This window comes from Saccharothrix deserti, assembly GCF_009769385.1.
GTDB lineage: Bacteria > Actinomycetota > Actinomycetes > Mycobacteriales > Pseudonocardiaceae > Actinosynnema > Actinosynnema deserti.
Genome location: NZ_ML775963.1, coordinates 13,847 through 37,048 on the forward strand (window position 1 = coordinate 13,847; position 23,202 = coordinate 37,048).

The 23,202-nt window shown below is 70.7% G+C and carries 23 protein-coding genes and 1 tRNA gene; 14 read left to right on the forward strand and 10 right to left on the reverse strand.

All coding sequences use genetic code 11. From position 1 onward, the window contains the following. Positions 1–6: 6 nt before the first annotated feature. Together FM051_RS08740 and FM051_RS08745 are read right to left on the reverse strand one after the other, a co-directional pair. Positions 7–1,146, reverse strand: a complete 1,140-nt coding sequence (locus FM051_RS08740) for an RDD family protein (RefSeq protein ID WP_158842417.1) — start codon at positions 1,144–1,146, stop codon at positions 7–9. A gap of 105 nt (positions 1,147–1,251) precedes the next feature. Continuing rightward, positions 1,252–2,622, reverse strand: a complete 1,371-nt coding sequence (locus FM051_RS08745; RefSeq protein ID WP_158842418.1) for a cystathionine beta-synthase — start codon at positions 2,620–2,622, stop codon at positions 1,252–1,254. A 148-nt stretch (positions 2,623–2,770) separates the two neighbouring features. Here FM051_RS08745 and FM051_RS08750 point away from each other — a divergent pair, with 148 nt between their 5' ends. From FM051_RS08750 to FM051_RS08760, 3 genes are read left to right on the forward strand one after another with little or no spacing between them, the layout of a single operon-like run. Then, positions 2,771–3,622, forward strand: coding sequence for an SGNH/GDSL hydrolase family protein (locus FM051_RS08750; RefSeq protein ID WP_158842419.1), 852 nt, complete (start codon positions 2,771–2,773; stop codon positions 3,620–3,622). A gap of 56 nt (positions 3,623–3,678) precedes the next feature. Then, positions 3,679–4,899 carry an acetyl-CoA C-acetyltransferase gene (locus FM051_RS08755; RefSeq protein ID WP_158842420.1) on the forward strand — a complete coding sequence of 407 codons (1,221 nt, stop codon included), beginning with the start codon at positions 3,679–3,681 and terminating at the stop codon, positions 4,897–4,899. Between the two features lie 56 nt (positions 4,900–4,955). Further along, positions 4,956–5,168 carry a hypothetical protein gene (locus tag FM051_RS08760; protein WP_158842421.1) on the forward strand — a complete coding sequence of 71 codons (213 nt, stop codon included), beginning with the start codon at positions 4,956–4,958 and terminating at the stop codon, positions 5,166–5,168. Positions 5,169–5,325: 157 nt separating this feature from the next. Here FM051_RS08760 and FM051_RS08765 read toward each other — a convergent pair whose 3' ends face one another. Beyond that, on the reverse strand, positions 5,326–6,126 hold the full coding sequence (locus tag FM051_RS08765; protein WP_158842422.1) for a Bax inhibitor-1/YccA family protein: 801 nt from the start codon (positions 6,124–6,126) through the stop codon (positions 5,326–5,328). 229 nt (positions 6,127–6,355) lie between these two features. Here FM051_RS08765 and FM051_RS08770 point away from each other — a divergent pair, with 229 nt between their 5' ends. The 11 genes from FM051_RS08770 (at position 6,356) to FM051_RS08820 (ending at position 16,827) form a co-directional block, all read left to right on the forward strand. Next, on the forward strand, positions 6,356–7,792 hold the full coding sequence (locus tag FM051_RS08770) for an MSCRAMM family protein (protein WP_238412241.1): 1,437 nt from the start codon (positions 6,356–6,358) through the stop codon (positions 7,790–7,792). Further along, positions 7,789–8,505 carry a class F sortase gene (locus FM051_RS08775; protein WP_420803578.1) on the forward strand — a complete coding sequence of 239 codons (717 nt, stop codon included), beginning with the start codon at positions 7,789–7,791 and terminating at the stop codon, positions 8,503–8,505. The genes FM051_RS08770 and FM051_RS08775 overlap by 4 nt, the downstream gene beginning before the upstream one ends. Before the next feature lie 88 nt (positions 8,506–8,593). After that, positions 8,594–9,748, forward strand: a complete 1,155-nt coding sequence (locus tag FM051_RS08780) for a polysaccharide deacetylase family protein (protein ID WP_158842423.1) — start codon at positions 8,594–8,596, stop codon at positions 9,746–9,748. A 142-nt stretch (positions 9,749–9,890) separates the two neighbouring features. After that, positions 9,891–9,986, forward strand: a complete 96-nt coding sequence (gene pqqA, locus FM051_RS08785) for a pyrroloquinoline quinone precursor peptide PqqA (protein WP_077008179.1) — start codon at positions 9,891–9,893, stop codon at positions 9,984–9,986. A 73-nt stretch (positions 9,987–10,059) separates the two neighbouring features. Beyond that, positions 10,060–10,767 (forward strand): pyrroloquinoline-quinone synthase PqqC, encoded by a 708-nt coding sequence (gene pqqC, locus FM051_RS08790; RefSeq protein ID WP_238412243.1) that lies wholly within the window; start codon positions 10,060–10,062, stop codon positions 10,765–10,767. Next, a complete protein-coding gene (pqqD, locus tag FM051_RS08795) occupies positions 10,764–11,033 on the forward strand; it encodes a pyrroloquinoline quinone biosynthesis peptide chaperone PqqD (protein WP_158842424.1) in 270 nt (89 codons plus the stop codon). The genes pqqC and pqqD overlap by 4 nt, the downstream gene beginning before the upstream one ends. Then, positions 11,026–12,081 carry a pyrroloquinoline quinone biosynthesis protein PqqE gene (gene pqqE / locus FM051_RS08800; protein ID WP_158842425.1) on the forward strand — a complete coding sequence of 352 codons (1,056 nt, stop codon included), beginning with the start codon at positions 11,026–11,028 and terminating at the stop codon, positions 12,079–12,081. The genes pqqD and pqqE overlap by 8 nt, the downstream gene beginning before the upstream one ends. 30 nt (positions 12,082–12,111) lie before the next feature. Further along, complete coding sequence (pqqB, locus tag FM051_RS08805; RefSeq protein ID WP_158842426.1) at positions 12,112–12,987, forward strand: pyrroloquinoline quinone biosynthesis protein PqqB; 876 nt, start codon at positions 12,112–12,114, stop codon at positions 12,985–12,987. Positions 12,988–13,253: 266 nt separating this feature from the next. After that, complete coding sequence (locus FM051_RS08810; protein WP_158842427.1) at positions 13,254–14,534, forward strand: sensor histidine kinase; 1,281 nt, start codon at positions 13,254–13,256, stop codon at positions 14,532–14,534. Beyond that, positions 14,486–15,133, forward strand: coding sequence for a LuxR C-terminal-related transcriptional regulator (locus FM051_RS08815; protein ID WP_158842428.1), 648 nt, complete (start codon positions 14,486–14,488; stop codon positions 15,131–15,133). Before FM051_RS08810 ends, FM051_RS08815 begins: the two co-directional genes overlap by 49 nt. A 53-nt stretch (positions 15,134–15,186) precedes the next feature. Further along, positions 15,187–16,827, forward strand: a complete 1,641-nt coding sequence (locus FM051_RS08820) for a DUF885 domain-containing protein (RefSeq protein WP_158842429.1) — start codon at positions 15,187–15,189, stop codon at positions 16,825–16,827. A 102-nt stretch (positions 16,828–16,929) separates the two neighbouring features. Here FM051_RS08820 and FM051_RS08825 read toward each other — a convergent pair. The 7 genes from FM051_RS08825 to FM051_RS08850 form a co-directional block, all read right to left on the reverse strand. After that, positions 16,930–17,003 (reverse strand) — tRNA-Leu (locus FM051_RS08825). An 87-nt stretch (positions 17,004–17,090) separates the two neighbouring features. Further along, entirely contained in the window at positions 17,091–18,176 is a 1,086-nt protein-coding gene (locus FM051_RS08830) for a SagB/ThcOx family dehydrogenase (RefSeq protein WP_158842430.1), read from the reverse strand. After that, complete coding sequence (locus FM051_RS08835; protein ID WP_158842431.1) at positions 18,157–19,275, reverse strand: ATP-grasp domain-containing protein; 1,119 nt, start codon at positions 19,273–19,275, stop codon at positions 18,157–18,159. Before FM051_RS08835 ends, FM051_RS08830 begins: the two co-directional genes overlap by 20 nt. Positions 19,276–19,278: 3 nt before the next feature. Then, on the reverse strand, positions 19,279–19,401 hold the full coding sequence (locus FM051_RS53070; RefSeq protein ID WP_267935188.1) for a hypothetical protein: 123 nt from the start codon (positions 19,399–19,401) through the stop codon (positions 19,279–19,281). Positions 19,402–19,595: 194 nt separating this feature from the next. Further along, positions 19,596–20,921 carry an NAD(P)/FAD-dependent oxidoreductase gene (locus tag FM051_RS08840; RefSeq protein WP_158842432.1) on the reverse strand — a complete coding sequence of 442 codons (1,326 nt, stop codon included), beginning with the start codon at positions 20,919–20,921 and terminating at the stop codon, positions 19,596–19,598. Between the two features lie 170 nt (positions 20,922–21,091). Further along, positions 21,092–21,598: a hypothetical protein gene (locus FM051_RS08845; RefSeq protein WP_158842433.1), complete on the reverse strand. Its 507-nt coding sequence runs from the start codon at positions 21,596–21,598 to the stop codon at positions 21,092–21,094. Positions 21,599–21,794: 196 nt separating this feature from the next. Continuing rightward, on the reverse strand, positions 21,795–23,195 hold the full coding sequence (locus FM051_RS08850; RefSeq protein WP_158842434.1) for a DUF58 domain-containing protein: 1,401 nt from the start codon (positions 23,193–23,195) through the stop codon (positions 21,795–21,797). Positions 23,196–23,202: the final 7 nt, after the last annotated feature.

Genomic DNA, 23,202 nt, shown 5'->3' on the forward strand with positions numbered 1-23,202 from the left:
AACCAGTCACCACTGCTGGGGCGGCTGCTGACCGTACGGGTTCGGCTGCTGCGGCTGCCCGTACGGGTTCGACGCGGGCTGCTGGCCGTAGGGGTTCGGCTGCTGCTGGCCGTACCCGCCACCACCGCCACCACCGGGGTAACCGCCGGGGGCCGCGGCCTCCGGGGCGTTCACCACGACGGTGCCCATGATCTTGTCGGCCCACGTCTGCTTCTTGGCCTCCCACAGCGGCGCGAACCAGCCCGCGTAGCAGGCGATCGAGTCCACGAAGTGGCACAGGTGCCGGACGAAGGCGTTGCCGAAGCCGATCGGCTGCCCCGTCTCCTCCTTGATGAGCTTGATCTTGGCCATCTTCTTGCCCATCGACTGGCCGGTGGTGCCCGCCAGGTAAAACGAGTTGTAGATGATGAAACCGAGGAGGCCCAGGTAGGCGACACCGCTGATGATGATCGAGATCGTCGGGTCACCGCTGGTCGCGGTGACCGTGCCGATGCCCGCCAGGATGCCGACGATGAGACCGGGCGCGAAGTAGTCGATCAGGAAGCCGAGCGCGCGGCTGCCCCACTCCGCGTACCCGCCGGCGGGCGCCGGAGCGGCGTACGCGGGCTGGCCGTAGCCGGGCTGCGCGCCCCACGCCTGCTGCTGCGGCTGCCCGTACGGGTTCGACGGGGCCTGCTGGCCGTAGGGGTTCGACGACGGCGGCTGGCCGTACGGGTTCGCCTGGGGCTGAGCCTGGGGCTGGGCCTGAGGCTGGCCGTACGGGTTGGCCGGCTGCTGCTGTCCGTACGGCTGCTGCCCGTACGGCTGCTGGCCGTACTGGGCGGGCTGCTGCTGACCGTAGGCGGGCTGCTGCTGGGCCGGGAACGCGCCCGAGCCCGGCTGCTGCGCCTGCTGGCCGTAGGGGTTCGACGGGGGCTGCTGCTGGGTCGCGCCCGGAGGAACGACCTGCGTCGCGTCCGGGTTCGACGCGGGCTGCTGGCCGGAGGACACGACCTGGGTCGCCTCCGGCGGCGGGAAGGCAGGGGGCTGACCACCGCTCGGCACGACCTGGGTCGCGTCGGCGTTCGAGGGCTGGGCACCCTGCCCCTGCTCCTGCGGATGTTGACCGCCGAACTGCTGGTTCTCTGGCGGCTGCGGAGCGTTCATCGGAGTTTCCAACCCCCTTGGCACGGGCCGTAGGCGTATGAGTCGGTGGCCAACGCTAGCGGATGCCGCCGCGCCGGCCACCAGCAACCGGTCAACACGTCCGAATCAGCGACCGGCGAGGAAACCCAGGATGTCCTGCCGGGTGACCACACCGGCGGGCTTTCCGTCCTCCAGCACCAGCGCACCGTCTGCTGAGGACAGTGCCTGCATGGCCGAGCTGATCGACTCGCCCGCGCCGATCGTGGGCAGTTTCAACGACATGTGCCTGTCCAGCCGGTCGGTCAGCTGCGCCTTGCCGGTGAACAGCGCGTCGAGCAGGTCCCGCTCGTTGACCGCGCCCGCGACCTCGGCGGCCATCACCGGCGGCTCGGCGTTGACGACCGGCATCTGGGAAACGCCGTACTCGCGCATGATCGCGACCGCCTCGGCGACCGTCTCATTGGGATGGCCGTGCACGAGGTCCGGCATCGTGCCGTCCTTGCGCCGCAACACGTCCCCGACCGTCGCACCGGACGTGTCGGGCGACAGGAAGCCGTACTGCGCCATCCACTTGTCGTTGAACACACTCGACAGGTAGCCGCGTCCGCCGTCGGGCAGCAGCACGACGATCACGTCGTCCGGGCCCGCGCTCTCGGCCACCCGCAGCGCCGCCGCGACGGCCATGCCGCACGAGCCGCCGACGAGCAGGCCCTCCTCGCGGGCCAGCCGCCGGGTGATCTCGAACGAGTCGGCGTCGGTGATCGCCACGATCTCGTCGCACACGGTGCGGTCGTAGGCGTCCGGCCAGAAGTCCTCGCCGACGCCCTCCACCAGGTACGGCCTGCCGGTGCCGCCGGAGTAGACCGAGCCCTCCGGGTCCGCGCCGATGACCTTGACCCGGCCCTCGGAGACCTCCTTGAGGTACTTGCCGGTGCCCGAGATGGTGCCGCCGGTGCCGACGCCCGCGACGAAGTGCGTGATCCTGCCCTCAGTCTGCCGCCACACCTCGGGGCCGGTGCCGTGGTAGTGGCTGGCCGGGTTCTCCGGGTTGGCGTACTGGTTGGGCTTCCACGCGCCGGGGATCTCGGCGACCAGGCGGTCGGAGACGTTGTAGTACGAGTCGGGGTGCTCCGGCGCGACCGCGGTCGGGCACACCACGACCTCGGCGCCGTACGCCTTGAGCACGTTGCGCTTGTCCACGCTGACCTTGTCCGGGCAGACGAAGACGCACTTGTAGCCCTTCTGCTGGGCCACGAGCGCGAGGCCGACGCCGGTGTTGCCGGACGTGGGCTCGACGATCGTGCCGCCGGGCTCGAGCTCGCCGCTGCGCTCGGCCGCCTCGACCATCCGCAACGCGATGCGGTCCTTCACGCTGCCGCCGGGGTTGAGGTACTCGACCTTGGCCAGGATGAGCGGCTGGAGGCCTTCGGCCACCGCGTTCAGCTTCACCAGCGGCGTGTTGCCGACCAGGTCTACGACGCTCTCGACGTACTCCACGACGGACCTTCCACTTCTTGAGATGACGCGCTGAGCGTATATGGGTGTAGCGGCGTTCGGCCCGATGGACGATTTCGCCCGGATGACGACTCCGCCCAGATGATGAGTCGCGCGGTGGACGATAGGGACCGGGAGAGGAGTGGTCGCTATGCGGGGGTTCCGGCTCGTCGCGGTGGTCGCGGGGGCGTTGGGCGGGTTGACCGGGGTGGCGTACGGGCTGTTCACCGAGCAGTCGCGGCGGGCGCGGGTGGTGATCGGGGTGCCGGACGCGCCGCCGTTGCGCGCGGACGGGGTGTACGGCGTGTTCAGCGGTGCGCCCAGCGGGATGGAGCCCAGCGGGATGAGGCACAGCGGGATGAGGCCGGACGGCGGTGACGGGCCGGGTTCGCCGGTGCGGTTCGCCGTGCTCGGCGACTCGATGGCGGCCGGGCTGGGGGTGGACGACCCGGCCGAGTTACCGGGTGTGGTGCTGGCGACCGGGTTGGCCGACGAGATCGGGTCGCCGGTGCGGCTGGAGACGTACGCGATCTCCGGTTCCACGACCCGGGACCTGTCGGCCCAGGTGGACCGGGTGGTGGCCGACCCGCCCGACCTGGCGCTGGTGATCATCGGGGCGAACGACGTGACCACGCGCCTGTCGATCCCGGTGTCGGCGGCGTTGCTGGGCGCGGAGGTGCGGCGACTGCGTGCGGCCGGGATCGGGGTGGTCGTTGGCACGTGCCCGGACCTGGGGACGGTGCGGCCGATCGCCGAGCCGCTGCGGTCGGTGGCGCGTGCCTGGTCACGGCGGTTGGCGCGGGCCCAGCGGGTCGAGGTGGAACGGGCGGGCGGGGTGGCGGTGGCGTTGGGCGACCTGTTGGCGGCGGAGTTCCACGCGCGGTACTTGCACTACTTCAGCCGTGACCGGTTCCACCCGAGCGCGGCCGGGTACGAGGCGGCGACGTCGATCCTGCTGGCGCCGTTGTGCGGCGTCCTTCGTCACGAGTGGTGGCCGCGCTGAACAGGCGTTAACTAGGCTTCTCGCCACACGTTACGGCGAAACAAAGGAGTTCCGTAATGCCTGAGGCCGTGATCGTCTCCGCCGCCCGGTCGCCCATCGGGCGCGCGGGCAAGGGCTCGCTCAAGGACATGCGCGCCGACGACCTGACCGTGCAGGTCCTCAAGGCCGCGCTGGCGAAGGTGCCGCAGCTCGACCCGAACGACATCGACGACCTCATGCTGGGTTGCGGTCTGCCCGGCGGCGAGCAGGGTTTCAACATGGGCCGCGTGGTGTCCGTGCTGGCGGGGTACGACAACCTGCCCGGCACCACGGTCACGCGCTACTGCGCGTCCAGCGTGCAGACGACCCGGATGGCGCTGCACGCCATCAAGGCGGGCGAGGGTGACGTGTTCATCAGCGCCGGCGTGGAGACGGTGTCGAGCTTCGCGCGCGGGTCGTCCGACTCGTGGCCGGGCACGCACAACCCGGTGTTCGCCGACGCCGAGGCGCGGACGGCGGAGGTGGCCCAGTCCGGCGCGTCGGAGTGGGTCGACCCCCGGGTGAACGGGCAGCTGCCGGACATCTACATCGCCATGGGGCAGACGGCGGAGAACCTGGCGCTGACCAAGGGGATCTCGCGCGAGGAGATGGACCGGTTCGGCGTGCGGTCGCAGAACCTCGCCGAGAAGGCCATCGCCAACGGCTTCTGGGCGCGCGAGATCACCCCGATCACGCTGCCGGACGGCACGGTCGTGTCGACCGACGACGGCCCGCGTGCCGGCGTGACGCTCGAGGGCGTGTCGGGGCTGAAGCCGGTGTTCCGGCCGGACGGGCGGGTCACCGCGGGTAACTGCTGCCCGCTGAACGACGGCGCGGCGGCGTTGGTGATCATGAGCGACGTGAAGGCGCGTGAGTTGGGCATCACACCGCTGGCGCGGATCGTGTCGACCGGTGTGTCCGGTTTGTCGCCGGAGATCATGGGGCTCGGGCCGGTCGAGGCGTCGCGGCGGGCGTTGGCGCTGGCGGGGATGTCGGTGTCGGACATCGACCTGGTGGAGATCAACGAGGCGTTCGCGGCGCAGGTCATCCCGTCGTACCAGGACCTGGGGATCGATCTCGACCGGCTGAACGTCAACGGCGGCGCGATCGCCGTCGGTCACCCGTTCGGGATGACCGGGGCGCGGATCACCACGACGTTGATCAACTCGCTGCAGTTCCACGACAAGCAGTTCGGGCTGGAGACGATGTGCGTCGGCGGCGGTCAGGGCATGGCGATGGTCATCGAACGACTGAGCTGACCATCGTCACGTTTTACTGTTACCAGACGTCCTACTCTTGAGTAGGGAGGTCGGGGGTGACGATGCCGTACGTGTGGTGGCACAGCGGGTACGACCGGCTGTGCCACGCATTTTCGGTGGAACAGGCCTCGGAGGCCTACTTCGAGGCGGCGTGCACCCATTCGGTGCCGCCGGAGTTCGTGGTCCGGTCGCCGGGTGGGGCGCTGTGCGTACTGTGCCTCGTCGAGGTGGGGTCGGCCATCGAGGACGACCACGGGTGGCGCGACTGACGCGCGTTCCGAACGTTGAATTCAGTGGTCCTGAACGTAGGACTCTCGCGGTCTGAACGTAGGACTCTCGCGGTCTGAAGGTAGGACACACGGGTGGGTGGGATGAGGAAGGGCGTCCCGGCTGTGCCGGGACGCCCTTCGGTCGTGCTGGGTGGTGCTAGTCGTTCTGGAAGTAGGACAGCAGGCGCAGGATCTCCAGGTACAGCCAGACGAGAGTGGTCATCAGGCCGAACGCGGCCAGCCAGGCGTACTTCGCCGGCAGCGCGCTGCGGATCATCTCGTTGGCGGCCTCGAAGTCCAGCAGGAAGCTGAACGCCGCGATACCGATCACGACCAGGCTGAAGATGATCGCCAGGGTCCCGCCGTCACGCAGGCCCATGTTCACGCCGAACATACCCATCACCAGGTTGCCCAGCATGAGCACGACCACGCCGACGGTGGCACCGATGATCCACTTGGTCAGGCGCGGGGTGACCCGGATCGCACCCGTCTTGTAGACCACGAGCATCGCGCCGAACACGCCGAACGTGCCGAGGATCGCCTGCCACGCGATACCGGGGAAGATCGCCTCGAACACACCGGTGATCGCACCGAGGAACACACCTTCCGCCGCCGCGTAGGTGAGCACCAGCGGCGCACTCGGGGTGCGCTTGAAGATGATGACCAACGCGATGACCAGGCCGATGATCATGCCCGGGAGCATCAGCGCGAACGGCGCGATCTGGCCGGAGAGCACCAGCCACGCCGAGATGAAACCGGTGACGATGGCGAGACCGAGCGTCGCCGCGGTCTTGGTGACCACGTCGTCGATCGTGATGGGGCGCTCGCCGGTGGTCGGCGGAGCACCCTGGTAACCGCCGTACTGCTGCGCGTCGTAGGGCTGGCCGAAGCCTGCGTAGTTACCGCTACCGCCGCCGGTCGGCAGGTTGCGGAACGCGGGGTTGCTGGTGGTACGCACCTCGTCCTCCTGTGGCGTGCTGACGCCGTCACGGGGTTCAACGACCACACGAGTCGATCGGTTCCCGTCGGGTAAAAGCGACTTTACTCGGGCTGTCGATCTCGGATCCACACCCCGCGCTGCGGAGCGTAGTCGGCGTTCCACCCCGCTGGTGGCTTGTCGAAGTGATCTCGGACCCGTAAGGCTCTCCTCCGGCAGTTCTCACCGACCGGCCGCTCCTGACGGAGACGTGCCCGAGGGGTTCATGATGGGTTGGAGACGACTCGCCGGCGCGGTGCTCGCGGCCGGTGTGACCCTGCTCGCCGTGCCCGCCGCAGCCGGGGCCCAGGTGCAGCAAGGCATCGGGCACGAGACCGAGGCGCAGGGGTACAACGGCAAGCCCCCGGGCACCGGAGACTGGCTCGGTTCCTACATCTGGCGCGGCCAACAGGTGTGGTGCGTGCAGTACTCGTTGCTCGCGCCGGACAGCTCGGTGGAGTACAAGGAGGGCGACGAACTGCTCTCCAAGGGTGGTGCGAGGCTGCCGGACGACATCGCGGCCAACATCTCGTACCTCCTTTTGAGGTACGCCACCACCCAGTCGGCCGACGAGTCGGCGGCGCTGGCGCACCTGCTGCACTCGTGGACGGCGTACGAGGACCCGGCCAACGGGATCTCCCTCGACCCGAACAGTGACTACAAGCACATCGCCTACAACATCGACTTCCACTACAACCAGCTCGCCCGCTTCGGCGAGGCGCAGAAGACGGTGGACCGGCTGCTGGCCGACGCGGTGGCCAACCGCGGGCCGTGGGCGGCCAAGGTGAGCGCGCCGGCGAAGGAACAGGTCATCGGCTCGCCCGACACGTGGGTGGTGGACATCACCAAGACCGACGGCGGCCAGGTGGCCGGTGTCCCGGTGACGATCGAGCTCGCCGACGCGACGCTGGAGTCCGGTGCGCCCGCCGGCGAGGTGACCACGCCGGCCGACGGCAAGGCGCTCGCGGTGAAGGTGGTGCCGACCGGGCCGAACCCGTCGTTCACGGTGAAGCTGGACAGCCCGGCCGACCGGCCGAGGGTGCACATCCCGGCGAACGAGAACATGCAGCGGATCGTCACCACGGGCGGCGAGAAGAAGCTGACCGCGAACGCCTCGACGACCGCGAAGACGGCGCCGGGTGTGGTGAAGGTCGCCAAGACCGACGCGGAGACCGGCAAGGCGATCGCGGGCGTGCCGCTGCGGGTGACCGCGGCCGACGGCACGTCGCCCGCGAGGCGGCAGGACGACACCGCGTTGACCGGTCCCGAGGGTCAGCCGATCGTGTTGCAGACCGCCGCCGACGGCACCGCGGTGGTGCCGGACCTGCGCACACCGCAGGAGATCTGCGTGATCGAGGTGGCACCGGTCAAGGGCTACGAGGAGTTCTTCGACCCGAACGCGCCGCCCAAGGTGTGCGGGAACGTCGAGCCGGGGCAGACGTTGGCGCTGGCGTTGACCAACAAACCGGACAAACCGGTCGTGCCCATCACGATCCCGGCGGGCTCTGAAGGCGCCGGGGTGGTGGCGACGGCGTCGTTCACCACCGAGGTGTCGACCGGCGCGCTGGTCGGGTTCGGCGGCGTGGTGCTGGTCGGCGCGACGCTGCTCGGCCTGCTGGTCCGGCGACGGGCGACCGCACGATCGTGAAGGCTCTGCTGACGGGTGCGGCGGTGGCGGCTCTGCTCGCCTCCGCCGCGCTCGTGTTCACCCAGTCGTCGGACGTCGTGCTGGCGGGTCGGTCGGTGCCCGGTGACGCCGCGGTGCCGCACCCGTTGGGCGACAGCGCGCGCTCCGGGCGTGGCGTCGACCTGGCCGGGATGCCGGCCGGTGCGAACGCGCCCGCGTCACCGCCGCCGACGACCGCCGACACCACCACTCCTCCCCCGCCACCGCCCGCACCTCCGCCGCAGCAGCAGCAGCAGCAGCCGGGGACGGTGCGGCTGCCCGAAGGCGGGTTGGCGACGCTGGTGCGCGAGGAGGTCACCGCCGACGGCGTGCTGCCGATCCCGGAGGGCGTCGGCGAGGCGACGTGGTGGGGCGTGGACCTGGGCGCGGCCGAGGGCGCGACGGTGCTGGCCGGGCACGTGAACTGGAAGGGCGTGACCGGGCCGTTCGACGAGCTGTGGCGGTCGGCGGTCGGGCAGGACGTGACCGTGGTCGACACGGCGGGCAAGACGTTCCGGTTCAAGGTCAGCCGGGTCGAGGCGGTCCGGAAGGACGCCCTGCCGTCGCGCGCGGTCGAGCTGTTCGGGCCGCGCGGCGAGCACCGACTGGTGCTGGTGACGTGCGGCGGCCGGTGGGTCGGCGGTAACACGGGGTATGAGGAGAACCAGGTCGTGATCGCCACGCCCGTCCCCTGATCGGGTTTGCCTTCGGCAACCCGGAGTAATTTCGGTGCTCAAGGTAACCATCAGGCAACCTTGAGCTACCAATCTTCGTCTTCCTGGCGTGAAACGATGGGGCTGGCTCAGCACTGGCGTCGCGCTGGCACTCACCCTCGTGGTGCTCGCCGTGCTCGGGGCCCGTGAACCCGGACCGGGTCACGACGTGGGCGACCTGGCCGCGCCGCTGCCGATGGCGCCGCGCACGACGAGCAGCAGCGCCTCGCCGCCGCCGACCGTGCCCGCCGCGGCCTCGCCACCGGCGTGGATGCGGCGGATGCAGCCGGGCGAGAAGCCGCCGCAGTTCGTGCTGTTCTCGTTCGACGGCGCGGCGTCCAAACCGCACTGGGACCGGATCATGCCGCTGGCCAAGGCGGCGAACGCGCACGTCACCGGGCTGCTGTCGGGCGTGTACCTGGTGCCCGACCAGGACGCCTCCACCTACACCGGACCGGGGCACCCGCGGGGCCTGTCGTCCATCGGCTTCGGCGGCAGCCGCGCGGACGTCGCCCTGCGGATCGAGTACCTGAACGCGGCCATCGACGCCGGGCACGAGATCGGCACCCACTACAACGGGCACTTCTGCGTCGGCGACGAGCCGAACGTCGGCACCTGGAACACCGACCAGTGGAACAACGAGCTGGAGCAGTTCTTCGCGATCGTGGAGAAGGCCAGGCAACAGGGGTTCAAGCTGGACCCGGCGGCGGTGCGCGGCGGGCGGACGCCGTGCCTGGAGGGCAAGTGGGACCAGGCGTTCCCGGCGATGCGCGGACGCGGCCTGGCCTACGACACCAGCCACGTGAGCCTCGGCGTGGTGTGGCCGTCCGTGCAGAACGGGATGTGGGAGTTCCCGATGCCGGAGGTGCGCGTGCCCGCCCTCGGCAAGCAGGTCGTGATGATGGACTTCAACCTCTGGTACGCGCTCAACGGCGCCAAGGACGAACCCGAGAAGGCCGCCGAGTACACGCAGATCGTGCTGGACACGTACCGCTCGGTGTACCAGGCGGCGTTCAACGGCAACCGCGCCCCGATGGTGATCGGCAACCACTTCAACGACTGGGCGGGCGGCGCGTTCAGCGACGCGGTGGTGGGGTTCCTGAGCGAGGCGTGCGTGCGTCCGGAGACGGTGTGCGCCACCTACACCGAGGTCATCCAGTGGATGCAGCTGCAGGATCCGGTGGTGCTCGAACAGTTGAGGCGGATGCCGGCCGCCCGGAACTGACACCCGAGCCGACACCGGGACCGACACCGCGCAGCCAAACAAGATGGGAAAGGTTCTTGACTATCTAGCGCGGTGGCCGTTCGAGGCTCTACGGTGGGTTACCGCCGCCCCACGGAAAGCACTCGCATCCGAGGAGTAGCGCATGACCACCGAGCCCGAGAAGCGCACCTGGGTCAAGCCCGATTTCCGGGACGTCGACACCCCGATGGAAGTCACCGCTTACGCAGCTCGCAGCTGACCGATCCGCCGTGCCCCTCCGGCCGCGGTGTCGGAGGGGCACGGCGCCTGCGGACCGAGAGGTGCCTGCCGCCGTGCTCACCCCTGTGGAGTTGGACCCCGACGAGTTCCTGGACCCCGACGAGTTCGTCGCGCGCCTGCGCGCCCTGTCACCCCGCTACTGGGACCGCCACCCGTTCCACCTCCGGCTGCACGAGGGCCGGTTGACCAAGCACGAACTCCAGCTGTGGGCGGCCAACCGCTGGTACTACCAGCGCGCGATCCCGCAGAAGGACGCCGCGATCCTGGCCAACTGCCCGGACGTCGAGGTCCGCCGCGTGTGGCGCGAGCGGATCGTGTGGCACGACGGCAGCGCGCCGGGCGAGGGCGGCGCGGAGAACTGGCTCCGCCTGGCCGAGGCCGTCGGGCTGACCCGGGAGGAGGTGCTGGACGAGCGGCACGTGCTGCCGGGCACGCGGTTCGCCGTGGACGCCTACGTGACGTTCGCCCGCACCCGGCCGTGGGTGGAGGCGGTGGCGTCCGGGCTCACCGAGATGTTCTCGCGCGGCCTGATGGCGCGCCGGCTCGTCGACATGCGCGAGCACTACCCGTGGATCGCCGAGGAGGGCTTCACCTACTTCACCACCAGGCTCCAGGTGATCGCCGACGAAGGGAAGTCCACTTTGGACATCGTGGTGCGCAACTGCCGCACGCGCGAGCAGCAGGAGGCGGCGGTCGCCGCGCTGGCCTTCAAGTGCGACGTGCTGCGGGCGGTTCTGGACGCCGTGGACTACTACTCATGACCGCGCTCAGCGCGGTGCCGCGCCTGAGGCGTGGCGTGAAGGCCGCCTACGACGAGACCCGGGACAGCCACGTGGTGCTGTTCCCGGAAGGCGTGCTGGTGCTCAACGAGACCGCGGCGGCGGTGATCGGGCTGTGCGACGGGCGGACGTCCGTCGAGGGCATCGCGCGCAGGCTGGCCGAGGACTTCGACGGGGTGGAGGTGGACGACGTGGCCGAACTCGTCGCCCGGCTCGTGGCGCGCCGGGTGGTGGACGTCGATGGCTGACGCGCCGTTCGGCCTGCTCGCCGAGCTGACCCACCGGTGCCCGCTCAAGTGCGGGTACTGCTCCAACCCCCTGGAACTGATCGGGCGCGCGGACGAGCTGGACACGGCGCAGTGGCGGGCGGTGTTCGACCAGGCCCGCGCGTTGGGCGTGTTGCAGGTCCACTTGTCCGGCGGGGAGCCGTTGGCGCGCAAGGACTTGCCGGAACTGGTCCGCCACGCGTCCGGGCTCGGCTGCTACGTGAACCTGGTGACCAGCGGGCTGGGGCTGACGCCGGAGCGGTTGGCGGACCTGCGCGGGGTCGACCACGTGCAGCTGTCCGTGCAGGACGCGGAGTCGGCCTCCGCGAACCGGATCGCCGGGGTGAGGGCGTTCGACCACAAGATCAAGGCCGCCGAGGTGATCCGGGACGCGGGGCTGCCGCTGACCGTGAACGTGGTGCTGCACCGGCTCAACCTCGACCACGTCGGCGAGATCGTCGCGTTGGCGGAGCGCATGGGCGCGGACCGGTTGGAGTTGGCCAACACGCAGTACTACGGCTGGGCGTTGCGCAACCGTGCCGCGTTGCTGCCCACGCGGGAGCAGTTGGCGCGGGCGGGTGAGGTGGTGGCCGCCGCGCAGGCGCGTTCGGCGATGGAGATCGTGTACGTGATCGCCGACTACCACGAGGCGCACCCGAAGCCGTGCATGCACGGGTGGGGCGCGCGGCAGCTGACCGTGGCGCCGAACGGCGATGTGCTGCCGTGCCCGGCGGCTGGGGTGATCGAGGGGTTGGGCGTCGAGAACGTCAAGGACCGGGCGTTGGCCGACATCTGGCACTCCTCGCCCGCGTTCAACGCCTTCCGCGGGTTCGACTGGATGCAGGAGCCGTGCCGCACGTGCGCGCGCCGTGAGCTGGACTTCGGTGGGTGCCGGTGTCAGGCGTTCCAGCTGACGGGGGACGCGGCGGCGACCGACCCGGTGTGCTCGCTGTCGCCGCACCGGGGCGTGGTCGACCTGATCCTGGCGGGCGGTCCGGCCTCGGTCGAGCACCGGGCGGTCGTCCGGTGAAGGTGGTCGTCCGGTGAAGGCGGTCCTCCGGTGAAGGCGGTCGTGCTCGGGACTGCGGCCGGTGGCGGTGTGCCGCAGTGGAACTGCGCGTGCGGGCCGTGCACGGCGGTGCGGGCGGGTTCGCTTCCGACCCGGACGCAGGACGCGTTGGCGGTGAGCGGGGACGGTGTGGGGTGGTGGTTGGTCAACACGTCGCCGGACATCGGCGCGCAGCTCACCGCCACGCCCGCGCTCGCGCCTGGTCCCGGCCCGCGGGACACGCCGGTCCGCGGTGTGCTGTTCACCGACGCCGAGTTGGACCACACGTTGGGCTTGGCGGTGTTGCGCGGTGCGGCCGGGTTGCGGGTGCACGCGCCGGCGACCGTGCTGCACGCGCTCGCGCCGACGCGGGACGTGCTGGCGACGTACGGCGAGTGGTCGTGGCGGCAGGTGGAGCCGGAGCAGACGTTCGCGCTCGCGGGTGGGCTGGAGGTCACCGCGTTCCCGGTGAGCGGCAAGCGGCCCCGGTACGCCGCCGACTCGCCGGTGGCCGGCCACTGGGTCGTGGCGTACCGGTTCTCCGACCCGGCGACCGGCGGTGTGCTGCTCTACGCGCCGTGCCTCGCGTCCTGGCCCCCGGGCTTCGACGCCCTGGTAGCGGAGGCCGACGTGGTCCTGCTGGACGGCACGTTCTACGCGCCGTCGGAGATGGGCGCGGCCACCGGCAAGCCGAGCGGCCAGGCCGCGATGGGCCACCTACCGATGATCCACAGCCTGCCGGAACTCCGCCGCCACCCCACCACCCGCCGCGTCTACACCCACCTGAACAACACCAACCCGGTCCTGTCCCCCGACTCCCCCGAGCACTCCAAGATCACCGAGTCCGGCGCGGAGATCGTCCCCGACGGCACCACCTTCACCCTCTGAACGTAGGACACACCCTTCGCGAACGTAGGACACACCGGCCGCGAACGTAGGACACACCGCACGCGAAGGTTCGACTCTCGGGACCTGAGTGTTCGACTCTCGCGAGAGTCGAACGTTCGCGTGCCGAGAGTCGAACACTCAAGTGCGGTGTGTCCTACGTTCAGGATGCGTGTGTCCTACGTTCGGGAGGGGTGAGTTGAACGTTCGGGACAGGTTGGGGGGTTAAGCCCACCGCGTGGCGTGGAGGTAGCCGCAACAATCGGTGCATGACCGACCACGACCTGGTGCGCGGTGCGCGCGAGCGGTTGACGCAGGCCGCGACGGGGCTGGCGCGGACGCCGCTGAGCCTGCTCGGGTTGCCGCTGATCCCGCTCCAACTCGTCACGTACCCGCTGATCCTGGTGACCGTCGGCGTGCCGCTGCTGCTGCTGTTCACCGCGCTGGCCCGCCGCTACACCGGCTTCTTCCGCCGTTGGGCGGCGGGCGTGCTGGGGGTGGAGATCCCGCCGCCGTACCGACTGCCCGAGAACCGGGGCCCGATGACCAGGGTCCGCACCGTCGCCACCGATCCGGCGACGTGGCGCGACCTGGCGTTCCTGCCGGTCAACGCGATCACCGGCGTGTTCTGCGGCGTGGTGCCGATGGCGCTGTGGTTGGGCGGCGCGTTCGGGTTCATGGTGCCGTTGCTGTGGCTGACCAACGCGAACAGCATCGAGTACACCCTGGTCGACATCGACACCCCGGGCGGCTTCGTGCTCGCGCCGATGATCGGCACCGCCTACCTGGCGCTGGCGTGGTGGGCCACCCCGCGAATCCCCCGGCTGCACGCCAGGGTCGTCAAGTGGCTGCTCGCGCCGAGCGCCAACGCCACTCTCACGGACCGGGTGCGGGTGCTGGCCGACTCACGGGCCGACACGGTCGACGCCCAGGCCGCCGAACTGCGCCGCATCGAACGGGACCTGCACGACGGCGCGCAGGCCCGGCTGGTCGCGCTCGGCATGAGCCTCGGCATGGCCGAGGAACTGCTGGCCCGCGACCCCCGAGCGGCGCAGGAGCTGCTGGCCGAGGCACGCCAGTCGTCCACCCTGGCGTTGGCCGAGCTGCGGAACCTGGTGCGCGGCATCCACCCGCCGGTGCTGGCGGACCGCGGGCTGGACGGCGCGCTGCGCGCGTTGGCGCTGGCGCACCCGTTGCCGGTGGAGGTGGACCTGGAGCTGTCCGGGCGGCCGGAGGCGCCGGTCGAGTCGGCCGCCTACTTCGCGGTGGCCGAGACGTTGACGAACGTGGCCAAGCACAGCGGCGCCACCGGCGCGTGGGTGCGGGTCCGGCACGAGCACGGCAGGCTCTCGCTGATGATCGGCGACGACGGGCGCGGCGGCGCGGCGGCGTCCGAGGGCGGTGGGTTGCGCGGAATCGAGCGCCGGCTGGCCGCGTTCGACGGCACACTCGGCATCGCGAGCCCGGTGGGCGGGCCGACCATCGTGACCATGGAGCTGCCGTGCGAGTTGTCCTCGGTGAAGACCTCGTCCTCCTCCGGGACGGCCTGATCCGGCTGCTCCAGGCCTACGACTTCGACGTGGTGGAGGCGGTCGACTCCGGACCCGCCCTCCTCAAGGCCCTGGTCGACCACCGCCCGGACGTGGCGGTGGTCGACGTGCGCCTGCCGCCGACGTTCACCGACGAGGGCCTGCGGGCCGCCATCGAGGCCCGCAAACGGGTGCCGGGCCTGCCGGTCCTGGTGCTGTCGCAGTACGTCGAGCAGCTGTACGCGCGGGAACTGCTGTCCGACCGGGGCGGCGCGGTCGGCTACCTGCTCAAGGACCGGGTCTCCGACGTCAAGCAGTTCGTGGACGCCATTCGCCGGGTCGCCGCCGGTGGCACCGCGATGGACCCCGAGGTCATCACCCAACTGCTCGCCCGCGGCGCGCGGGACCAGCCGCTGACCACGTTGACGCCGCGCGAGCGCGAAGTGCTCTCGCTGATGGCCGAAGGTCGTTCCAACGGCGCGATCGCCGGGCGGCTGTTCGTCACCGAGAAAGCCGTCGGCAAACACATCGCGAACATCTTCGGCAAGCTGGACCTGCCGTTGTCCGAGGACGACAACCGGCGGGTGCTCGCCGTGCTCGCGTATTTGGACCGGGTGTAGTCGTTTGTCAGGCTAAGTACCATCGGGTTTTCACGACGACCCGGGGGTGGCACATGGGCACGACGGCGGAGTTGGCCGACGAACTGCTCGACTTGATGTTCTCGCAGACGCCGTTGGGCGCGACGATCTACGGCGTGCCCGGATACGACCACCTGCTCACCGATCACCGGGCCGTGACCGAGGAATCGGCGCGGGCACGGGCGCTGGACATCGCCGACCGGGCGCGCGCCCTGCCGGCGGACGACGACCCGGTGACGCGTGCGGTGATCGTGCAGCAGGCCGAGGCGCTCGTGGACCAGATCGACGCGCTCGGCGTCGAGTACACGATCACCGACTCGTTCTTCGCGCCGGCGGGCGAGGTGCTGTCGATCATGCCGACGACCGTGCTGTCCGGGCCGGAGTCCGAGCGGGCGTACCTGGACCGGCTCGCCGCCATCCCCGAGTTCCTGCGCCGGGTCGCCGAACGGCAGCTCACGGGCGCCGCGTCGGGCCGCACGCCGGTCCAGCACCTCGTCGACGCCGCCGTGGCGCACATCGACCGCTACCTGGCCGCCGACGAGGACCCGCTGGCGCGGCCGGAGGGCGGCGAGGCGTTCACCGCCGAACGGGAACGGCTGCTGGCCGAGGTGGTGCGGCCCGCGTTCGCCGCCTACCGGGACGCGATCGCGGGCATCGGGGGACGCCCCACCGACCAGGTGGGCCTGAGCTGGCTGTCCGACGGCGAGGCGGTGTACACGGCGCTGGCGCGCGTCCAGACGACGACCAACCGAACGCCCAAGGAACTGCACCAGACCGGCCTGGACATCATGGCCGAGCTGGCCCGCGAGTACGCCGAACTGGGCGAACGGGTGTTCGGCACGTCCGACGTGGCCGAGATCTTCGAGCGGATGCGCACCGACCCGGCGTTGCGCTGGAACAGCGAGGACGAGCTGATCACCGCTGCCCGCGAGGCCGTGACCAGGGCGGAGGAGGCCGCGCCGCGCTGGTTCGGCCGGCTGCCCGAGCAGCGCTGCCGGGTGGAGCCGGTGCCGGCGGCCGACGCGCCGGGCGCGCCGCTCGCGTACTACACGCCGCCGTCGCCGGACGGGGTGCGGCCCGGCACGTACTCCGCGAACACCCACCGGGTGCGGGAGCGGTTCCGGTACCAGGCCGAGGCGACCGCGTTCCACGAGGCCGTGCCGGGGCACCACTTCCAGATCACGCTGGCCCAGCAGCTGACCGGGCTGCCGATGCTGCGCCGGGTCGCCCAGGTGACCGCGTACCTGGAGGGCTGGGGCCTCTACACCGAGCGGCTGGCCGACGAGATGGGCCTGTACACGGACGACGTGGCGCGGCTCGGGATGCTGGCGCTGGACTCGATGCGCGCCGGGCGGCTCGTGGTGGACACCGGTCTGCACGCGTACGGGTGGAGCCGCGCGCGGGCCATCGAGTACCTGCGCGAGAACACGCCGCTGGCCTCGGTGGAGATCGAGAACGAGGTCGACCGGTACATCGCCGCGCCCGGCCAGGCGCTGGCGTACATGGTCGGCCGGCTGGAGATCCAGCGGATCCGTGCGGCGGCCGAGGAGGCGCTGGGCGACCGCTTCGACATCCGCGCGTTCCACGACGTGGTGCTGGGCGGCGGACCGCTCCCGTTGGCCGTGTTGGACGAGGTCGTCGCGGAATGGGTGCGCACCCATCGGGTGACGCAGTAGGTGATGCAGTAGCCGACGCAGTAGCCGACCCGGTGGGTGACTGACACGGTGCGCGCGTTCGTGATCACCCAGCAGACGGGTGAAGCCAAGCGGCACCTAACGTGCCCCCGACGGGATTCGAACCCGTACTGTGACTCTTTTAAGGAGCCTGCCTCTACCGATTGGGCTACGGGGGCAGCGGGGAGCCTAAGCCGTTACCGAGCGTTCGTGGGGCTGGTTCGCAAGAAGTCCCCCGCACGGCTCAATGCGATCCACTATTGCGCTCATTCGGGTAATGGCCCCAGCGCACTCAGTCCAAGTACAACTTCGTGATAAGCGTCACAGCCAAGTGCTTGTTCGACCAGCTCATCCCGCAATGCTGCGGTGAAGCCGATACCAAAACCCATAGCCGTAGCAACCAAATAAGCCGTTTGGGACAGATGCCCTACATCCATTTGCACAACACGGTAGGCACGTGACGTGTCGTAACGCCATCTAGTCCGTTCGAGTACTCCCGTGTACGCGAGGACCAACGGCGCCTGCCCGACCCACTCCTGGTCGCCCGCCGCCGCGGTCATCTCGTCCTGCCCCCACACCACCCCGATGGGCTCCAGCGCGTGCGCGAGCCCGTCGTAGTGGTACCAACCCGGCTCCAACGCCTCGACCGCGCGCACGTGCGCGTACACCTCCACCGGGTGCCGCCCGCCGCCCGACGGGCTGGTCTTGAACACCGTCCCGGACCGCCCGATCCGCGACCGCACGGGCGACGGCCCGGCCAACACCCCCAGCAGCTCACCGACCCGCGTCAACGACAGGGGTCCCGCACCGAACTCCCGGGTGGTGCGCCGGGCCAGCAGCACGTCGAGCAAGCCCGCCGCGGCCCACTTCGGGGTGGCATCCGGGGTGGGCACCTCCAGCGGGGGCAGCAGCACCGCGGTGCGGCCGAGGCTGCGGAACGGCGCGGGCGGCGGTGCGGCGGCGAGCTTGGCATCCAGCACGGCGTCGTGCTCGTCGGACTGCTGGAACGGTGCGTCGGCGAGGGTGCGGCTGGCGAAGTGGAAGTGCCGGGCGGACGGGCCCCAGGCGCTCCAGCCGGCCAGCAGGCGGCGTTCCTCGTCGTGCCGGGGCGAGCCCTCGACGATCAGCACACCGGCGTCGACCAGCTCGTCCAGCACCTTGCGCAGCGCCGCCCGGTCCGCCTCGCCGAGCGGCGCGAACAGCGCCTCGACATCGGTGAACTCGGCGAACTTGCGGCACAGCAGCTCGGCGGTCTCACTGATGGCGAACTGCCGGTGGTGGAGGTAGTCGTCCCAGATCACGGCGCCGTCCTGGTAGAACAGCGTCGCGTGCTCAGCGACCTTTACCCGCACCCAGGAGCTCCTTGAAGCGCGCCGCCACCCACTCGTGCACGGCCTCGGACACCGGCGCGTCCCCGGCCCGGTACTCGAACCACCGCCAGTCGCAGTTGACGTTGACCTCCAGGAACACGTGGTCGCCGCCGGAGACCAGCAGGTCGAACGCGGCCACCTGGAGCCGCCAGTGCCTGGCCAGCGCGAGCAGCCGGTCGCTCAACCCGCTCGGCACGTCGACGGGCGTGACCCGGACCGCCTCGGGGTCGACCCACAGCTGCGCCGGGTCCAGCTTGTCCACCTGGAACGCCATGCACCGCTCGCCGACCACGAACACGCGCAGCTCGGTGTCCGAAGGCACGTACTCCTGCACGATCACCGGCGCGGATTCGGGCACGTCACCGGCCCGGCTGGTCTCCAGCGGGCGCGGGAACAGGCCGTGCTGCATGCCGGGACGCGGTTCCAGCAGGTGACGGCCGGAGGTCTTGACGATGCACCGCCCGCCGCCCGGCCTGGTGCGGCCGGGTCGGGTGGTGACCGTGGTGCGCGGCACGCGCAGGCCGAACGCGGAGGCGTCCGCGAGCTGCGTGAGCCGGTTCAGGTGGGAGGTGTTGCGGCTCGGGTTGACGTGCGCCCAGTCGCCCCGGCTGGACAGCCAGTCGGCGACCGCGCCCCACTGGTCGACGGCGTACGCGCCGGCCAGGGTGCCGGGCTCGACGGGCAGCGAGGACAGCTCGAAGTGCCTGCGCCACACCAGCAGCGGGCGCAGCAGCCAGCGGTCCAGTTCCAGCAGCGGCTGGTCGGTGTAGACGGTCAGCGGCAGGTCCACGGAGCGGTCGGCGTCGATGCGGGCCATCCGGATGCCGCGTTCGGCCAGTGCGATGGAGAGCTCGTTCATCTCCATGTCGGCGGCGCGGGCGAGGACCAGCACGCAGGGCACGGGGCTGCCGTCGCCCTCGTCGACCATGCCGAGGCGGTGCACCTGCTCCTGGAAGTCCAGGCACTTCGGCTGCGACCGGAACAGGTAGTCCTGGCCTTGGAGCAACAGCGGGGTGGGTTTCGCCGGTCTGGCGGCCTCGGGTGGAGGAACGACCTCGTTCCCCCACCCGGAGACGGTCATGACTCAGTCGTCTTTCTTGCTGCAAAAACGCTTTTCGGCGGTGGCGTACTCCGCGGAGTACTCTGCCAGCGCACGATCCTCGATCTCACCGCGGCGAAGCTGTGCGGCCAGCTCCTCGAGAGACATCGCGGTCACCTCTCTCCCCACTGATGCATCACACATTCAGGCGATACACCAGCTGTATTCTCTGGTTCACGTTACGCAATGTCAAGGCGACGCGCTGTACGTTAGCCCGTATGGGGGCTCAAGTGAGAACGATGCGCCAAACGGCCCCTTGAGCGTCACGCCCGAACGGCGCAGCACGCAAGGGGCCGTTCCGCTCAGCTCTTGGTGGCGCGGTCGAACTCGGCCTTCGGCTCGTGGATCTGACCGAGGGCGACGACCTCGCGGCCCGAGAACAGCGCTTGCGTCCAGTCCACGAACACCCGGAACTTGCGGTTCACCGTGGGCATGAACATGACGTGGTAGCTGCGGTGCATGAACCAGGCGACGACGCCCTTGAAGCGCAGGCCGAACACGTCCGCCACGCCCTTGTACAGGCCGAGGCCCGCGACCGAGCCCAGGTACTTGTGGAAGTACTCCTTGGGCTGCTTGCCGCGCAGGGTGGCCACGATGTTCTTGGTCAGCAGCTTCGACTGGCGGATGGCGTGCTGCGCGTTGGGCACGCAGGTCGCCGTCGGGTCCTCCTCGGTGCGCGACAGGTCCGGCACGGCCGAGCAGTCACCCGCCGCCCACACGCCCGGCAGGCCGACGACCTGCATCGCCGCCGTGCACCGCACCCGACCGCGCTCGTCCAGCGGCAGGTCGGTGTTGCGGAGCATCGGGTTGGCCTTCATGCCCGCGGTCCAGATGATGGTGTCCGAGTCGAACTCGGTGCCGTCGTCGAGGACGACGTGGCCGCCCTCCATGCTCTTGACGCGCGTGTCGAGGTAGCACTTGATGCCGCGCTTCTCCAGCTGCTCGACGGTGTAGACGCCGAGCCGCGCGCTCACCTCGGGCATGATCCGGCCGGTGGCCTCGACCAGGACCCAGTGCATGTCGTCCTGCTTGAGGCCCTCGTAGTAGCGCAGCGCGTAGCGGGCCATGTCCTCCAGCTCCGCCAGCGTCTCGATGCCCGCGAAGCCGCCGCCGATGACGACGAAGCTCAGCAGCCGCTTGCGCAGCTCGGCGTCGTTGGTGCTGGCGGCCTGGTCGAGCCGCGACAGCACGTGGTTGCGCAGGTAGATCGCCTCGCCGATGGTCTTCATGCCGATGCCGACCTCGGGCAGGCCGGGGATGGGCAGGGTGCGCGAGATGGCACCCAGCGCGGAGACCAGCACGTCGTACTCGAACTCCTCGACGTGGCCGTCGGCGAGCTCGACCGTGACGGCCTTGCGCGAGTGCTCGATCCGGGTGGCGCGGCCGGTGACGACGTGGCAGCGCTTGAGGACGCGGCGCAGCGGCACCACGACGTGGCGGGGCTCGATGGAGCCGGCCGCCGCCTCGGGGAGGAACGGCTGGTAGGTCATGTGCGGCTGGGGGTCGATCACCGTGACGGACGCCTCGCCGGAACGCAGCTTCTTCTGCAATCCCAGCGCGGTGTACATGCCGACGTACCCACCGCCGACAATCACGATCCGTGTGGGTTGCGACTTCACAGCAGCCATACACCTATGGTCGCACCGCGTAGGGCGTTCCTGCGCATCGACGGGGCCCGTTGTGACCACAGTCGCCGGGTGATGACGGACACGCCGCCGCTGACCAGCGCAAGGGCACGAACCCGCTGAGAGGAACGATCCAGACGTTCAGCTCGCGCTGAGCGCGGAGAAGTGATTCCTCAGCCTTTGCGGCGCATCAGGAGAACCGCTCCGACGACCAGTCCGACCGCGCCCGCGAGCCCGATCACCTCGACCGCTTCGTCCGTTCGGCCGCCGGGCAACAGTAGGACGACGGCGGCGAGGACGAGCACGGAGAGTTGAACAGCGGCGAACCTCTTCGCGGGTGCCTTTAGTGCTTCCGGGTGAACGCGCGACGAGAGCGGGATGATCGCCGCGTAAGCGGACAAAACGTGCAAGAGGTGCAGGAGCACGACCAGCGCGAGCACGCCGGGCCACGACGGCTCGTCGCCCGCGAACACCATCGCCGCCGCCGGGTAGCCGATGATCAACGCGACCGCGGCGGACGCCGGGATCGCCATCGCGGCCACCGCCAGCACCCCGTACAGCGCGAGCGCCGGCCACTCGACCCCGTTGGCCGCCAGCACACCGGCCACGCCGGCCGCCACGACCCCGATCGCCGCCCGCAACACCCAACCGGGCAGCCCGACCCCCAACTCGGCCCTCACCGCGTCCACCTGCGGCGCACGTCCTGAACGTTGAACTCAGGGGTCGCGAACGTTCGACTCTCGCACTCCGAGCGTTCGACTCTCGCGTGAGTCCTACGTTCAGGCCTCGAGAGTCGAACGCTCAGGGGGCCTGAGTTCAACGTTCGCGTCGACGTTCGCGCCACCGTTGGCGTCGACGTTCGCGTCATCGTTCGCGTCATCGGAACACCCTCCTGCCGGTCCGGGCCTCCCGCAGCACGCCCGCGATCGGCGCGCCCCACGGCAGCACGGCCACACCGTGCTGCCGCATCGCCTCCAGCCGCACGTCGTGCTCCAACCTGATCACCTTCAACGCGCTCTCACCCCACGGCGTCTCGGGATCGGCCCGCAACGGCTGCGGCAGCACGTCCAGCGCCAGCACGACGTTCCCGCGCCGCGCGGCGTGCACGGCCAGCTCCACCACCTCGGCGTCCAGGAACGGCGACAGCACCACCACCAGCGCACCGTGCGGCACCTGTTCGGGCCGCAGCACGGGCCGCTGCGCCCACCCCGCCGACCGCGCGCACACCACGAGCTGGTTGCGCAGCCGCAACAACTGCCGCCGCCCCGCACCGGGACGCGCGCCGAGCTGCGGCCGACCGAGATCCACCAGGCTCACCCGGTCGCCCTGCCGCAGGTACCCGGCCGCCAACGACGCCGCCGCCCGCACCGCCAGGTCCAGGCTGCCTCCTGGGCGGACCGTCGTCCCGCGCGACGCCAACGACCACTCCCCGAGCGACATGCCGAGCGGGCGGGCCGACGTCGCGCGCGCCCGCGCCGCCCATTCCCCCAGCTCCGCGCCGACGTCCTGCCGCGTGTCCAACGCCAGCACCACGTCCGCGTCCGCCTCCGCGTGGTGCTCCCGGACGTGCAGGTTCGCGCCCTCGGCGGATCCCGCCATCGCACTGCTGCGCAACGACACCCGCCAGTCGATCCGCCGCAGCCGGTCGCCCGGCTGGAACGCCCGGATGTCCCGCAGCTCCACCGAGTCACCCGGCCGCCGAGCCCGGTGCGCGCCGACCAGACCCACGGCCCGCGCGGGCAGCAGACCGGCGGGCAACGCCTCCACCGGCGGCAGGATCACCCGGCCGCGTTCGGCGGCGGTGATCGGACCGTGCACGAACAACGCGTCCGGCCCCGCGACCAGGTGGTCCGGCCGCAGGTCGACGCCCTCGCCCCACGCGTCACGGCGCAGCACGACCTCGATCTCCCGTGCCGACGCGGGCACCAGGTGCACCGGGCCGATGCCCTCGCCGACGCCCGGCAGCCGGATCGCCATCACCTCGGCGCCCAACCCCGGCTCGACCTCCACCACCGACTTGGCCGCGCCGATCTCACCGGTTCGAGGCAGCCCGCGCACACGCACGGTCGGCGTGCCCACGACCGGCGTGACCAGCGCCAACAGCGTCGAGATCAGCAGCGGCGCGCCGAACAGGACCAGCGCCACCTCGTGCACCAGCACGCCGAGCACCACCATCCCGACGCCCAGCACCAGACCGCGCACCATCGCGTCGGTGGGGTGCCAGTGCGCGCCGCGTCCGCTGGTGAACGCCTCGCGGAGCCGCTCCGCCCTGTTCATGACGGGC